The 15474-nt window shown below is 52.1% G+C and carries 13 protein-coding genes and 1 tRNA gene; 1 reads left to right on the top strand and 13 read right to left on the bottom strand.

Annotation, left to right across the window (positions count from 1 at the left end; all coding sequences use genetic code 11):
- Nucleotides 1-53: 53 nt before the first annotated feature.
- The 12 genes from KCG43_RS18895 to KCG43_RS18840 form a co-directional block, all read right to left on the bottom strand.
- The gene (locus KCG43_RS18895) at nucleotides 54-680 is read right to left on the bottom strand and encodes a tetratricopeptide repeat protein (protein ID WP_218386864.1); all 627 of its coding nucleotides are present in this window, start codon (nucleotides 678-680) and stop codon (nucleotides 54-56) included.
- A 192-nt stretch (nucleotides 681-872) separates the two neighbouring features.
- Entirely contained in the window at nucleotides 873-2171 is a 1299-nt protein-coding gene (locus KCG43_RS18890) for an adenylosuccinate synthase (protein WP_192017354.1), read from the bottom strand.
- A gap of 122 nt (nucleotides 2172-2293) precedes the next feature.
- Nucleotides 2294-2488, bottom strand: a complete 195-nt coding sequence (locus tag KCG43_RS18885; RefSeq protein ID WP_192017353.1) for a DUF2065 domain-containing protein — start codon at nucleotides 2486-2488, stop codon at nucleotides 2294-2296.
- A gap of 92 nt (nucleotides 2489-2580) precedes the next feature.
- Nucleotides 2581-3579: a protease modulator HflC gene (gene hflC, locus KCG43_RS18880; RefSeq protein WP_192017352.1), complete on the bottom strand. Its 999-nt coding sequence runs from the start codon at nucleotides 3577-3579 to the stop codon at nucleotides 2581-2583.
- Nucleotides 3580-3581: 2 nt separating this feature from the next.
- Entirely contained in the window at nucleotides 3582-4736 is a 1155-nt protein-coding gene (gene hflK, locus KCG43_RS18875) for an FtsH protease activity modulator HflK (RefSeq protein ID WP_192017351.1), read from the bottom strand.
- Between the two features lie 54 nt (nucleotides 4737-4790).
- Nucleotides 4791-6080, bottom strand: coding sequence for a ribosome rescue GTPase HflX (gene hflX / locus KCG43_RS18870; protein ID WP_192017350.1), 1290 nt, complete (start codon nucleotides 6078-6080; stop codon nucleotides 4791-4793).
- Nucleotides 6081-6105: 25 nt separating this feature from the next.
- A complete protein-coding gene (gene hfq, locus KCG43_RS18865; protein ID WP_027254057.1) occupies nucleotides 6106-6372 on the bottom strand; it encodes an RNA chaperone Hfq in 267 nt (88 codons plus the stop codon).
- Nucleotides 6373-6457: 85 nt separating this feature from the next.
- A complete protein-coding gene (gene miaA, locus KCG43_RS18860) occupies nucleotides 6458-7393 on the bottom strand; it encodes a tRNA (adenosine(37)-N6)-dimethylallyltransferase MiaA (RefSeq protein WP_192017349.1) in 936 nt (311 codons plus the stop codon).
- Nucleotides 7386-9485 (bottom strand): DNA mismatch repair endonuclease MutL, encoded by a 2100-nt coding sequence (gene mutL, locus KCG43_RS18855; protein ID WP_218386861.1) that lies wholly within the window; start codon nucleotides 9483-9485, stop codon nucleotides 7386-7388. Before mutL ends, miaA begins: the two co-directional genes overlap by 8 nt.
- Before the next feature lie 14 nt (nucleotides 9486-9499).
- Nucleotides 9500-11212, bottom strand: coding sequence for an N-acetylmuramoyl-L-alanine amidase (locus tag KCG43_RS18850; protein ID WP_192017347.1), 1713 nt, complete (start codon nucleotides 11210-11212; stop codon nucleotides 9500-9502).
- A 4-nt stretch (nucleotides 11213-11216) separates the two neighbouring features.
- Nucleotides 11217-11681 (bottom strand): tRNA (adenosine(37)-N6)-threonylcarbamoyltransferase complex ATPase subunit type 1 TsaE, encoded by a 465-nt coding sequence (tsaE, locus tag KCG43_RS18845; RefSeq protein ID WP_192017346.1) that lies wholly within the window; start codon nucleotides 11679-11681, stop codon nucleotides 11217-11219.
- A gap of 14 nt (nucleotides 11682-11695) precedes the next feature.
- Nucleotides 11696-13201, bottom strand: a complete 1506-nt coding sequence (locus KCG43_RS18840; protein ID WP_218386859.1) for an NAD(P)H-hydrate dehydratase — start codon at nucleotides 13199-13201, stop codon at nucleotides 11696-11698.
- 195 nt (nucleotides 13202-13396) lie between these two features.
- Here KCG43_RS18840 and queG point away from each other — a divergent pair, with 195 nt between their 5' ends.
- The gene (queG, locus tag KCG43_RS18835; protein ID WP_192017344.1) at nucleotides 13397-14527 is read left to right on the top strand and encodes a tRNA epoxyqueuosine(34) reductase QueG; all 1131 of its coding nucleotides are present in this window, start codon (nucleotides 13397-13399) and stop codon (nucleotides 14525-14527) included.
- A gap of 786 nt (nucleotides 14528-15313) precedes the next feature.
- On the opposite strand, the gene KCG43_RS18830 is transcribed toward queG, so the two are convergent.
- Nucleotides 15314-15404, bottom strand: a tRNA-Gly gene (locus KCG43_RS18830).
- Between the last annotated feature and the right edge of the window lie 70 nt (nucleotides 15405-15474).

Below are 15474 nucleotides of genomic sequence, written 5' to 3'. Positions count from 1 at the left end.
CTAACTGCCTGAAAAGATACCGCAGGCCAAAAATCACCACGGCAAGAGGGAGGTTACCAGAAGCTCTCTCGTCGCTTCGCGCGAGCAATCACATTGGAAGGCATACGCAGCTCTAAATTGCGACGTAAGTGAGCAATCTTTTTGTGGGTCCGGCCGTCAGCCGTCACTGACTGATACAGCCAGCGGTAAGCATCTTCGTAATCCAGCGGGCTGCCATAATCATTGAGCAGCAATTCGGCAAGCTGAATGCGTGCAGCCAAATGGCCCATCGCCGCCGCTTCGCGCAAATAAGGAATCGCACGTTCCCGATCCTGTTGCACCAGTGTGCCCCTGGCATAATAACGGCCCAGCTGTTCCAGCGCTGAAGGCAGGCCCTGACGAGCCGCTGTTTCCATGTAATAGAGGCCCAGTTCAACGTCACGCTGCACACACACGCCCCAAGCCAGCATATCGCCATACAGAAACTGATACGCTGGCAGTTCCACACGCTCTGCCCGCACTTCAATATCCTGTACCAACTGGCACTCATCGGCTTTCACGCGCTGTAACTGCTGGTTGCCCTCAAACAGATGGATCAGTTCCGCCTCTGAATACAAAGGCACAGCATCCCCAACATCTGTAATCGCTTTAACCGGCATCGCCGCCATTAAAGCTGAAAGCACTATTACACGCAGAACCATTCCGCTCTCTCTTTACATTGAAACATTACGACTGGACTCAGCCACATTTCTTCGCTGAAAACGATAAAAAACCTGGCGGTATGAACCTTATCGACCAGAGGCAAACAGACTTTAGTCAAAATTTCAGAAAGCGAACAACAAAAAGCCAACCCTAAGGTTGGCTTTTGAGCATCAGGTCAAATCGCTCAGCAATCAGCTTGCGTACGGATGCACCTTGATGATGGTTTCGTTACGATCAGGGCCGGTTGAGATCAAATCGACAGGTACACCTGTCAGCTCTTCCAGACGCGCGATGTAATTCAGTGCCGCCTGCGGCAACTCTTCCAGTGTTTTCACACCGAAGGTAGTCTCAGTCCAGCCTGGCATAGTTTCGTAGATAGGCTCTACGTCTTCGAATGCATCAGCCGCCATTGGAGACACAGTCAGGATCTTGCCATCCGGCAGTTTGTAACCGGTACAGATCTTGATTTCTTCCAGACCATCCAGAACATCCAGCTTAGTCAGACAGAAACCGGACACTGAGTTGATTTGCACAGCACGGCGCATTGCAACGGCATCAAACCAGCCACAACGACGCTTACGGCCTGTGGTTGCACCAAACTCATTACCTTTCACACCCAGGTGCTCACCGACTGCATCATCAAGCTCAGTCGGGAACGGGCCAGCACCAACACGTGTGCAGTACGCTTTGGCGATGCCCAGAATGTAACCCAGGTAGCGAGGACCGAAGCCAGAACCGGCAGCAACACCGCCCGCCGTCGTGTTAGAAGAAGTCACATACGGGTAAGTACCGTGATCGATGTCCAGCAGTGTGCCTTGTGCACCTTCGAACATGATCTTGTCGCCACGCTTGCGTGCGTCATCCAGCTCCTGGGTTACATCAATAACCATAGATGTCAGGATGTCCGCCTGAGCCAGCACAGTTTCCAGTACTTCTTCGTAGCTTACAGGCTCAACATTGTAATAATGCTCCAGCTGGAAGTTATGGTAAGCCATCACTTCCTTAAGCTTCTCGGCAAATGCCTCTTTATCGAACAAATCGCCAACACGCAGACCGCGACGAGCAACTTTATCTTCATAGGCAGGACCGATACCACGGCCAGTCGTACCGATTGCTTTCTTACCACGAGCCAGCTCACGAGCCTGGTCCAGCGCAATGTGATACGGAAGAATTAGCGGACAAGCTTCTGACAGGTATAAACGCTCACGAACTGGAATACCACGCGCTTCCAGTGGCTCCATTTCTTTCAGCAGAGCATCAGGAGAAAGGACGACACCGTTACCGATAATGCATTTCACGTTGTTACGCAGGATGCCTGAAGGGATTAAGTGCAGGACAGTTTTTTCACCATCTATGACAAGGGTGTGACCTGCGTTGTGACCGCCCTGGTAGCGAACCACATATTGTGCATCTTCAGTCAGCAGATCAACGATCTTGCCCTTACCTTCGTCACCCCACTGGGTGCCGAGAACGACTACATTGTTTGCCATCTTTCTTCGTCTATCAGTAGTTAAAAATGGATTCTAGCACCTTACAAATTTGCTTGCAGTCATTTTTTGACCATGACCCAGAAAATCGAAAGGCAGGCTTCACGAATACCCTACGTCAGGATTTACAGCTGGGTGAACATGATATAAGCAATAACGCTGCCAGCGACGACTAAACAACCACCTATACGGCGTAATGTCTGATCATCCTGGCTGCTCAACTGACTGATCAGTTCGCGCCAGCCCCTGGGTGCCAGTAATGGCCCCAAACCTTCCAGAATCAGTACCAGCCCGACGGCCAGCCAGAATGTTTGACTCATCGTTTTACCCCGCTATCGGCTCATAATCTCCAGGTCTCAGACAAAAAAAAGACAAGGCCAACGCCTTGTCTTTTTGTCAGCACTGAACCCTCTTAGTTCAGGCCGTCCGACCCTTTCATGTATTTGAAGAAGTCACTGTTTGGATCAACTACCAGAATATCCTGCTTGGAGCTGAAGCTGTTTTCGTACGCTTTCAAAGAACGCAGGAAGTTATAAAACTCCGGATCTTTGTTAAACGCAGTCGCATAGATATCTGCAGCTTTCGCTTCAGCATCACCGCGCTGGATGCGGGCAATACGTTCTGCTTCAGAAATAATCTTGGCGACTTCCAGCTCAGACTGAGCACGGATAACCTCGGCTTTTTCACGGCCCTGAGAACGGTGCTTACGAGCAACCGATTCACGTTCAGCACGCATACGGCGATAGATAGACTCGCTGATCTCATCCGGCAGGTTGATTTTCTTCATCCGGAAATCAACCACTTCGATACCAAGGTCACGGGCACTGATCTGAGTTTCTGCCAGTACATCTGCCATGATCTTGTCACGCTCGCCTTCCAGCTCTCGCTTGGGGGCCACTTCCTGCACAATTTCAGATGCAATGGCCACGCTTTCATCAACGGGTGCAGCAGCGCCGGCATCCACGTTGTTGCCACGATCCGGACCAGACACTATCTGTTTGATCTCTTTGGCACCGATCTGAGCACGCAGACTGTCGACAACCTTACGTTTCAGCAGCCCTTCCGCCGTTGCGGTATTACCGCCACCGGTGGTCAGGTAATACTGACCAAAGTCCTGAATACGCCACTTTACATAAGTGTCGATGATCACGTCTTTTTTCTCAGAAGTGACAAAACGGTCAGCCTGATCATCCATGGTCTGAATACGGGCATCCAGTTTACGCACACGGTCAAATACCGGTACTTTAAAGTGCAGGCCCGGCTCATACACACGTGTCATGTTGCTAACGTCATCTTTAATGATTCGACCGAAACGAACCACAATTCCACGCTCGCCCTCTTTGACGACGAAGACGGACATCAACACCAGAGCGATGAGAATGACTACGAGCGGGATAATTAACTTACGCATAATTAATATCTCCCCTGACGACCAGAGTCAGCACGCGGTGCCGCTGGAGTAGGATTCGCATTTTCCGTCTTCTCCAGCTCAATACCGTACGAGCTGGATGGGCTCATTTGCTGCTTACTGCCTTCAGACTGATTCATCAGCTTGTCCAAAGGCAGATATAACAGATTGCCACCAGATTTCGAATCCACCATCACCTTGCTGGTGTTGGAGTAAACGCGTTCCATAGTGTCCAGATACAAGCGATTACGGGTTACTTCTTTCGCTACGTTGTACTCAGGTAACAGTTTCTCAAATTGAGCCACTTCACCCAGTGCGCCGTTAACCACTTTCTCGGTATAACCTTCCGCTTCTTTCTTCAGACGTTCAGCACGACCTGTCGCTTTCGGCAAAATATCGTTGCTGTATGCTTCCGCTTCGCGCACAAAGCGCTCCTCATCCTCACGGGCTGCAATCGCATCATCAAATGCATCTTTCACAGCTTCCGGCGGACGGGCTGACTGGAAGTTCACGTCCACCACCAGAATACCCATGTCATATTTATCGGTAATCTTATCGATATCAGTCTGGGTATTGGCACGAATCGTCTGACGGCCACGGGTCAGGGCTTCATCCATAGTGGAGTCACCTATCACCGCGCGCAGTGCAGAATCCGTCGCCTGGCGCAGACTGTCGTCCGCATTGGTCACACTGAACAGATACTTCTGTGCATCAGACACCCTGTACTGCACTTCCATTTCAACTCTCAGTACGTTTTCATCCTTCGTCAGCATCAGACCTGAGCTGCGCAGAGAACGAATCGCCTGTACGTTGACCAGCTCAACATCATCGATGAAGGTAGGTTTCCAGTTCAGACCAGGATCGACCATTTCATAGAATTTACCAAACCGAAGTACGACGCCACGCTCAGCTTCGCCAACAGTGTAAAACCCAGAAAATCCCCAAATCGCAGCCGCGATAACAGCAATGACACCTAAGCCGACAGCACCGCCGCCGCTCGAAGGTCCACGCTTATTCCCAAAAATACCACCAAACTTACGACTCAGTTTTGCAAACACTTCATCGAGATCAGGCGGCCCTTGTTCACGACCACCACGATTATTGTTCCCCCAAGGGTCCTTATCGCGGCCACCGTTGTTTCCAGGCTCATTCCACGCCATTATAGAACTCCATCAATATGATATGACGACAGTTTTTATTACTCTAGCAGTCCATCAGGCAAGGATAAAGTCATCCAGCCCCTGGTGCTCTCTTTTTTGCAGTCGAGCCCATTCTGCGATGGGTAAACGTACATCCAGTATCAGGTTACCATTTTCTTCATACTCTTCCCTGACAATCGCCCCAAGCTGATAAAACTTGCTCCGGAAGCGACCGATCACTGCCGGCGGCAGACGCAGAGTATGGGTGACCATAGTCCCGGACAGCCGTTCCGTCAGTGCCGTGAAAAGCACATCAATACCTGTCCCTTCACGGGCAGAAACCCAGATCCGCCGTGGAATACCGTCTTCGTCGCGCTCAATACGCGGCTCAGCCTCTTCCAGGTTGTCGATCTTATTCATGACCACCAATACCGGGACATCACCGGCGTCGATCTCTTCCAGTACCGTGTTGACCGCATCGATATTTTCCCGATAACGCTCATCACTGGCATCCACCACATGTAACAACAACGCGGCTTCCTGGGTTTCTTTCAGCGTGGCTTTAAACGCAGCCACCAGATCATGAGGAAGATGGCGGATAAATCCGACCGTATCGGCCAGGATACTGGTCCCCACATCGTCCACATCGATTTTCCGCAACGTCGGATCCAAGGTGGCGAACAGCTGATCCGCAGCATATACCCCGGCATCAGTTACCCGGTTAAACAGGGTAGACTTACCGGCGTTGGTATAACCGACTAACGAAATTGTCGGAATATCTGCCCGACTTCTGGCTCGGCGGCCCTGATCCCGCTGTTTGGATACCTTATCCAAGCGACGCAGAATCGCCTTGATCCTTTCGCGCAGTAAACGACGGTCAGTTTCAAGCTGAGTTTCACCCGGTCCGCGCAGACCTATCCCGCCCTTCTGTCGTTCAAGGTGGGTCCAGCCTCGGATCAAACGGGTAGAAATATGACGTAACTGCGCCAGCTCGACTTGCAACTTACCCTCATGGGTACGCGCACGCTGAGCGAAGATATCCAAGATCAATCCGGTTCTGTCCAGAACCCGGCATTTGCACAGCCGCTCCAGGTTTCGCTCCTGGGCAGGCGAGAGTGAATGGTTAAAAATGACGATCTCGGCGTTTTCCGCCCTGACCGCATCGGCAATTTCCTGTGCTTTACCTTCTCCCACGTAATACTTAGGGTGGGGAGACTGTCTGCTGCCTGTAATCACACGCAGCTTATTGACTCCCGCCGAGGAGACCAGCATTTCAAACTCGCTGAGATCTTCCCATTCCCCTTCTTGCGTGAAGTTGATATGAACAAGAATTGCCTGTTCACCGGCTTCATAACGGTCAAACAAGCAATCAACTCCTTATCGAAGAATATTATTCTTCTGTTTTTTCCTGACCACGTTCTGTTGTCGGACGATCACCTGAATGGTGATGATTTACCGGGCGAGCCGGTACGACAGTAGAAATAGCGTGCTTGTACACCATTTGGTTGACAGTGTTTTTCAGCAGGATAACGAACTGGTCAAATGACTCAATCTGTCCCTGGAGCTTAATACCATTGACCAAGTAAATAGAAACCGGGATTCTTTCACGACGCAGCGCATTCAAAAACGGGTCTTGTAGAGATTGCCCCTTAGCCATTCTTTCTTTTCCTTATTTGTTTGTAGTTGTATGTTTCAATGAACAAAAAAACAATACGCAAAGCAGAGATGAGTATACACGTTAATCAAACCTCACGGCTAACGGAGTTTGTGACTGTTTGTAACGCTTTCTCTACATCACTGCTATCCAACCAAGTCAGCGCTTTCCAGCTGCGAAGCCAGGTAATTTGCCGCTTGGCTAACTGACGGGTTGCACAGATTCCGCGAAAAACCGCTTCATCCAAGGTGCAATTTCCGTCAAAGTAATCCCACATCTGTCGGTATCCAACACAGCGCACTGACGGGAGATCCGGATGCAGATCCCCCCGCTCATACAAGGCTCGAACTTCCTGTTCAAAGCCTGCTTTGATCATCTTGTCAAAACGCTGTTCGATCCTCTGATGCAGAATAGCCCTATCCATGGGTGTTATCGCAAATTGGTGTACCTGGTAAGGTAATGTTTCCCCCTGCGTTTGGGTCAACTCAGTTAAAGTTTTACCTGAAATTCGGAAAACTTCCAATGCCCGCGACAATCGTTGTGGATCATTTGGATGGATCCGTGTCGCAGAGACGGGATCAATTTGTTGTAATTCTTCATGTAAAGCCAGCCAACCCTGTTCCTGGGCTTGTTGCTCAATCTCAGCACGAATAGCCGGATCAGCCTGCGGGAGTGGCGAAAGCCCCTCCAGCAATGCCTTAAAGTAGAGCATAGTGCCGCCAACCAATAATGGAATGCGACCAGCCGCCACGATATCTGCCATTTCTTTAAGGGCATCTTCGCGAAAATCGGCGGCTGAATAACTTTGTGACGGATCACGAATATCGATCAGCCGATGCGGTGCCTGAGCCAGCTCAGCAGCATCCGGCTTCGCGGTACCAATGTCCATATCACGATAAATCAGTGCAGAGTCCACACTGATTAATTCAACAGGCAACTGCTGACGCAAACGGATTGCCAGGTCGGTTTTTCCCGACGCGGTAGGCCCCATCAGAAAAATGGCCTGTGGAAGAGATTTAGTCATGTTTAAACGCTTCTAATGCCGGCTGCAAATCGACCGGACGCAGCAGCCGGGAATAATAAGATTCCAGGGTACTCCCCCAGAGTTGTTCGAGCTCACCCAGCAAAGTAATGGCCTGTGACAGGCTGAAGCGTTCACTGTGAGCCGACAGTTCGGCCGACAGCCAATCCAGCAAAGCTTCCCAGTAATCAGTATGACTCAGTTGTTCCCCGGCCTCTGACAGCGTGCAGAGTTGATCCAGTAACGCAGGGATCAGCAATTGCAGGTTCTGCTGGCGAAGCGGCAGGCTCACCGCCAGGATCACCAGTTTATCCTGCCCTTTTGCCCGGATCTGGATACCCAGTTTCTGCAGGACCGCGCTGTGCTGTCCGGCACTTTGGCTTAACCGCCGTGTAGTTGGGATCACCAGCGGGATCAGCAATGGCTGAGGTTTAAGGCCGTCATGACGGGCAAATTCCAGTTGCCCTTTGATGCGCAGCTGATCTGCCTCTGTGAGCGATAACAAAGCCACATCAGTGCCATGGCTGACCAGCAGATAGCGCTCTGCAATTACGGTCAGCGCTTTACCCAGTCCATGCTCCGGCTGGCTGTTGAGTACCGGATCGCGTTTGACCGGTTCCGGCGTTTCACGCCAGACGTTGGCAAGTTGTACACTCTGCGGCTGGCGTGGCATCTGCTCAGGTTCTGCCGATGCGACAGGTGTCTGCATCAATGCCTGATAGGCCGCAACTTCCGTTTTGGAAGGTGATTCTCCGCCATGCTGACGAGGCGAGTGGCTCCGGGTACTGGCAGCAGGACGGGACGACGCCGGGGCAACAGCGGCCCTCTCCTGCTCTGGACGACCGTCCGGGCGGGCTGAGGTAACAGACTCATCGCTCTGTCGCCATTCTTTTGCCGGCGCTTGTCGCGGATAGGCCGGGGTATTGGCAATAGCATCCAGTGCGTTGGAAGAAGAGACGCGCGAGCTATCGGTGTCTTGTGCCGGATCCGGCTGCCTGCTGAGCGGTGCCGGTTCCTTGATCTGGTAAGCACCCGGCTGGGCGGCATCACCGCGGGCCGATGCTCGTTCTGGTGCCGAGTACAGGCTGCTTTCAGCTCCACTCTGCTGCAATGCACTTTGCACGCCCTGATAGATAAAATCATGCACCAGACGGGCATGGTGAAAGCGTACCTCGTGCTTGGCCGGGTGAACGTTAACATCCACCTGGTGCGGGTCGACCTCAATGAACAGCACGTAAGCCGCGTACTGCTCTGCGGCCAGGGCGCCTTCAAAGGCCTGACGGATAGCATGATTGATCAGCTTATCCTTCATCATCCGGCCATTGACGTAACAGTACTGAATATCGTTCTGTGCCCGCGCCCCTTGCGGGGTGCAGATCCAGCCTGACAGGCGCAGGTCGCCGTGACCCAGCTCCAGTGACAGCGCATGTTGCAGAAAACCCTGCCCGCACACGGCGGCCAGCCGGCGCTCTTTTTGCGCCTGTGTCTCTGCAGCGCGATACTGACGGATCAGTTTACCGTTGTGGCGCAGCAGTATACTGGCATCGAACCGGCTCAGTGCAATACGCTTGAGCAGTTCATCAATATGGGCAAATTCGGTTTTTTCGGTACGGAGAAATTTACGGCGAGCCGGGGTATTGAAAAACAGATCCAGCACTTCCACTGTCGTCCCGACCGGGTGAGCGGCCGGTTTAAGCTGCACCGTCATTTCACGCCCTTCAGCATAGGCCGACCAGGCTTCCGGCTGCGCATCGGTACGGGATGTCAGCGTCAGACGGGATACCGAGCTGATACTCGCCAGTGCCTCCCCCCTGAAGCCAAGGCTGGCGATAGCTTCCAGATCATCCAGAGTCGTGATTTTTGACGTAGCGTGACGGCTGAGCGCGAGTTGCAGCTCTTCTTTCACTATTCCGACTCCGTTATCACGGATGCGAATGGTGCGGCTGCCGCCTTTATCAATGTCGATTTCAATACGGGTTGCGCCAGCATCCAGACTGTTTTCCACCAGCTCTTTCACCACAGAAGCAGGGCGTTCCACTACTTCACCAGCGGCGATCTGGTTAGCCAGCCTGGCAGGTAATATCTGAATGGGCATAATCAGGTCTGCAATTAAGTGCTTGGAATTTTAAGTTTCTGGCCCACCGCCAGTGTATCTGAGCTTAGCTGATTCGCTTGCCGGATACTACTGACGCTGACCCCATAATGGGTTGCAATTTTACCGAGGAATTCACCGCGGCGTACAGTATGCTCAACCAGCTTGCGCTGAACCGGAATGTTCAGCTTCTGGCCGACGGCCAGTTCATCTGCTCGCAAAGCGTTAGCCTGCCGAATACTGTCGACTGTCACTTTATACCGGCTGGCGATCTTACCCAAAAATTCGCCCCGCTGCACGGTATGCACCACGGTGCTGTGCGTGATGCTGGCCACAGCGGCACTGCTGTTAGTGGTGCTGCTGTTGTGGCTGGCCGTTTTACCGGCAGGAATTCGCAATATCTGGCCCACTTTCACCACATTGGATGACAGCTGGTTCATCTGACGGATTGCCTGGACAGACGAGTTGTATTTATCGGCGATCACGCTCAATGACTCGCCGCTGGCGACTTTGTGCTTAATACCGTGCTTGCGGGCAGCAAATAAGGTCCCTTCCGGTGGTTTATCATTGAAATAAGCCAACACTCCCTTATACACCGCCTCTGAGAGCTTGTTCTGGTGGCTGGTGCTGTTGAGCAAACGTTCTTCGCGCGGATTGGTGATAAATCCGGTTTCAACCAGCAGAGAAGGGATATCCGGTGATTTCAGTACCGCCAGACTGGCATGCTCGGGTTTCGACTTATGCAGCTTAGTCACTTTAGCCATTTCGTTCAGTACCCGGCTGGCAACGTCATACCCTTCTTTTTGTGAATGACTGAACTGCAAATCCAGCACCGCCATACTCAGGTACTGATCGTCCTGACCGCCGGACAGCACATCGCCGCCGCCCAGCAATTCAGACTGCTTCTCTTGCTGTTCGAGCCAGCGGCCGATTTCTGTATTGGCGCGGCGGGTATTCAATACCCAGACAGACGCCCCTTGCGGCTGCGGTTTATGAAAACCGTCCGCATGGATAGAAACCAGTAAATGCGCTTTGTTCTTGCGGGCAATTTCAGAGCGTTTGTTCAGATTGACAAAGTAATCCCCCCGACGGGTCATGACCGCTTTCATGCCTGGTGTAGCGTTAATGCGGTCAGCCACCTTACGCGCAATGGTCAAAGTGACATTTTTTTCATATTTCCGGCTCGGGCCGATAGAACCGGGGTCTTCCCCGCCATGGCCGGCATCGATGGCCACGATAATATCGTCATTACCGTAAGGCAGGTGAATGCTGTCGACCGCTTTTGCCTTGCTGCCCGTGTCCGCCGATTTGACGGTTTCGGTTTTGGCGGCATGCGGCAGATCCAGCACCAGACGGTGACTGTAATGGCCATCCGGAGTCGGTGGCAGTTTGAAAATCTTGGGGGATGTGGTGGAGCGGGTCTCAAACACCAGACGGGATGTCCCGGTTTCCGGCGGGCTGCTGCTGCGAATTTTCGTCAATACATCACTGTCTTTGACCACAACCGGTAACGACGATTTCAACGAAGTATCCTTCAGATCAATCACCAAACGATCAGGTTTAGTCAGCGTAAAATAGGTAAAAGTCGGCTCTTCCTCCATGTCCAGCACGACCCGGGTTTCATCCGGGGCTGGCCATACACGAATCCCTTCTACTTCATTCGCCAGAGCTGAGCCGCTCACTATCCCGGCAAGAAAAACCGTCAAAGAAAAACTTCTGCGCCACCCCATTGAATCAACTCTGCTCCAGTTTCTTTAACAATGCCATCCCGTAGCCGTTGTTCGCCGTCACTTCAACCTGACGGTGCTGATCTACGTAGCGAAGTTCAATATCCAGATCCGGCGCCGGCAATAATCCTGTGCCTTTTTCCGGCCATTCAACCAGACAGATGGCATCCGAAGTGAAATAGTCACGGATCCCCATAAATTCCAGCTCTTCCGGATCTGCCAGACGGTAAAGATCAAAATGGTAAACCTGCCAGGGCGGCAGTTCATAAGGTTCCACCAGGGTATAGGTCGGGCTTTTTACATTGCCCTGATGACCCAGCGCACGGATAAAGCCCCGGCAAAAGGTTGTTTTACCTGCACCTAAATCACCGTGAAGGTAAATCGTCGTCTGCCGCTCACAGGCCTGAGCCAATTGTTGACCAAAAGCCACCGTTGCCGCTTCATCGGCCAACACAATATTCAATGTCTGCATTGTTGTCGTTATCTTTATCTTAGATTTATCAATTGTCGAATATACGCAAAGAGATCACCAGCCAGCAAGCCACGTTCCCCTGACTCTGCAGCCAGATCTGCTGCCCGGCTATGAATCCACACACCAGCCCGGCCCGCTTGCGATAGCGTCAGCCCCTGCGCCAGCAGTCCACCAATCAGTCCTGCCAGCACATCCCCCATTCCACCCGTCGCCATACCGGGGTTTCCGGCCAGACAGACATAATGCTGCCGGCCATCATACACCACTGTACCGGCTCCTTTCAGCACTACGACCCCGCCATAGCGCTGCTGGATCTGTTCAGCGGCAGCAAAACGATCGGCTTCGACCTCTGCAACAGTCAGATTGAGTAATCGGGCTGCCTCACCGGGATGAGGCGTCAAAATGCGGTTCTCTTTATAGTCTGGTGCCTGAGCCAATAAGTTCAATCCATCTGCATCCAGCACCAATGACTGATCCTGTCGCACCACACTGTGGCTGGCATAGAGCGCTTTTCCCCATGCGCGCTGACCAAGGCCCGGGCCTAATACTACAACATCGGCCCAGTCAATCCGGCTGCTGAGCTGTTGATTAGCCCGGTCAAGACCCAGTTGCCAGCTCTGAGCCATTATCTCAGGACGCGCGGCCACAATTGCCAGCACATTGTCAGTATGTGTGACGGCTGCTGTCAGGCCTGCGCCAGCTCTGGCGCAGGCTTCAGATGCCAGACGAATCGCACCGCCCATGCCCTGATCGCCTCCCAGGCATAGCACCCGGCCGTAACTGCCCTTATGGGCTGTCCGCGAGCGCGGAGGCAGCATGGCGGCAATATCATCTTGCTGAATCACTCTGGTACTGGCCGGTTGCAACTGCTCCAACACCTCGGCAACGCCCAGCCCGGCAAAGATTAACTCTCCCCGGTACAAGGCGGCCTGCCCGGTCAGCAATCCTCTTTTCATACCAATAAAGGTGACTGTCTCCCAGGCTTTTACCGTCTCACCCAGTATCTGGCCGGTATCAGCGCACAAGCCCGACGGAATATCCACGGAAATGACAGGTTTAGCGGCGGCGTTGAGCGCTTTTATCAGTGCAGCAGCATTATCACGCACGGCACCGGACAACCCGGTCCCCAGGATAGCATCGACAATCACATCAACCGCTGCATCAATATGTGCCTTCGGGGTGTCTATCTTGCCACCGCAGGCCAGCCAGGCATCCCGGGCCAGCGCCGCCTCGCCCTGTAAACGGGAAGCCTCCCCCAACTGCCACAGCGTGACTGTTAGCCCGCGTTCACGTGCCAGACGGGCAACCACATAGCCGTCGCCGCCATTGTTACCACCGCCACAACACACCAGCACATGTTTTGCCGTGGAATGGCAATACTGAAGGCACTCAAATACCGCCAACCCTGCATTTTCCATTAACTGATACATAGGCCAGCCCAGCTTTTGTGCCGCCTGTTTCTCACCCTCCCGAACCTGCCTGGCCCGAAAAGCGGAGCTGGGTAACGACGTCTCTGTCATGTCGGCACGACTTCCTTCGCTCTGCATCTGCTTATCAAAGCACCCTGTACTGGGCATATACTTTAAAATAGTGCCGAAAAGCGTTTCCTGGCACAACAATCCGTGCCGTATTTTTCGCCATCGCTGATTATTTTTCACTGAGCGAACTGTGCTACACTCCGGCCCCCAATTCATCCATCAGACGGCAGCCACATCATGCTCGACTATCAACAGCTCGCTAACGACATAAAACAATGGGGTAAAGACCTGGGTTTTCAGCATGTTGGTATCTGCGATGTTGACCTGTCAAAGCACGAGGCGCAGCTACAACGCTGGCTGGATGCCGGCTATCACGGAGAGATGGACTGGATGGCTCGTCATGGCATGATGCGGGCTCGTCCGGCTGAGTTATTGCCCGGAACGATCAGAGTCATCAGTGTCAGGATGAATTACCTGCCACCGGAAGCCGGCTTTGCCCAGACCCTGAAACAGCCCGAAAAAGCCTATATCAGCCGTTATGCCCTCGGCCGCGATTACCATAAGCTGGTCCGTAACCGCCTCAAACAGCTGGGCCAGAAAATCGAGCAGGTTACCGGTGCTTTTGGCTACCGGCCTTTTGTCGATTCAGCGCCTATCCTGGAGCGCCCGCTCGCGGAAAAAGCCGGATTAGGCTGGACGGGCAAGCATTCCCTCATATTAAGTGAGGACGCAGGTTCCTGGTTCTTCCTCGGTGAGCTCTTGATTGATTTGCCATTGCCCACAGATGAACCCGTAGACAATCAATGCGGTAAGTGTGTGGCCTGCATCACCAGTTGCCCGACTCAGGCCATTGTCGCTGACGGCGTGGTCGATGCGCGCCGCTGTATCTCCTACCTGACCATAGAGCTGGACGGTCCTATTCCGGAAGAATTCCGCGAAGCCATGGGTAACCGGATTTACGGCTGCGATGACTGCCAACTGGTGTGCCCCTACAACCGGGAGTCGGCGATCACGGATGAACAAGATTACCACTGCCGACCTCAGCTCTATCAGCAAGATCTGCTGACATTATTCAACTGGGACGAAGCCACGTTCTTGAAAAACACCGAAGGCTCGCCCATTCGGCGCATCGGCCATCTCAAGTGGCTACGCAATCTCAGTGTCGCTATTGGTAATGCTCCCTACACTCCGGCACTGCTTAACGCCTTGATTGAACGTAAAGGGTTGGACAGTATGCTGGATGAACACCTTGACTGGTCAATCCATCGTCAAATAACCAGGCGGGATGAAGCCCGTGTGGATGTCGTAGCCAATAAAACCAAGCGGCTGATCCGAATCGTCGAAAAAGGACTTCCCCGAGACGCCTGAAACCAATAACCACGCGTCACCTTCGTTTGCGGGTGATTCACGGGCTACAAAACGCGATCCCGATCAGCCTTTTTTGTATGTGGAAAACAATTTCATTTGCACCATTTTGGTTATGAACACTGGTTATTAAGCACAAGCTGAAGCTGTTTGATTTAAGAATGTTATTCACCATGATCATTATATGATCACCCTGTTCACAACTTTGAAATCATCACAATTAAATACATCAAAAACAACAAGTTAAACAAACACTGAAAGATTAATTCTCTGTTGATTATGGGGATAAATATTTAAATGCACAGAGTTATGCACAGATAGACAGCACAACTAATCAACCGACTTATCCACAAAGAAAATGATGTGGATAACTCTGTGCATTAGATGATGCAAATGCAGAATTTAATTTGGATAACAGCAAACCCAAGCGAATAAACACTCATGTGCTTTAGGGCTGATTTGACGTGCAGACAAGATTGTAGTGTAGCCTATATTGGCTAAACAACATTGACTGTCATCATTGATGGTCGCCAATACTTCTCAGTATGGGAATACAGAGCATCTTAATTTCAGACAAAAAAACAACCTTTCGGCTGTCTTGGCTGATTTGGGATGATGTTGATTTCAGCTTACTGATACTTATGTAAGCTTGAGGTGGCCTGGACTTTGTCCGATAGAACCTCGCGAGGCAAAGCTCTGACCTCAAAGACTATTACTTCACAGTAATGGTTGTGCGATTCTACAGCTTTTAATGTATTAAGCTGTGATCTTCCTATCAAGTAGGAAATCTGGTGCGACACACGAGGTTCCTGATCTTCAAGGTACCGGGCGTGACCTCAACCTTGGCAAGGTTGCGCTCTACCAACTGAGCTAGTGTCGCATCACGTTTCACCGTCAGGTACGGTGACAACCGCTTTTGCAAGCTAAGAATTTGGAGCGACACACGAGGT

Source organism: Photobacterium sp. WH24 (assembly GCF_019204055.1).
In the GTDB taxonomy this organism is placed as follows: Bacteria; Pseudomonadota; Gammaproteobacteria; order Enterobacterales; family Vibrionaceae; genus Photobacterium; species Photobacterium arenosum.
Note: the sequence above shows the minus strand (reverse complement) of the source record. Positions and strands in the feature narration are given on the sequence as shown.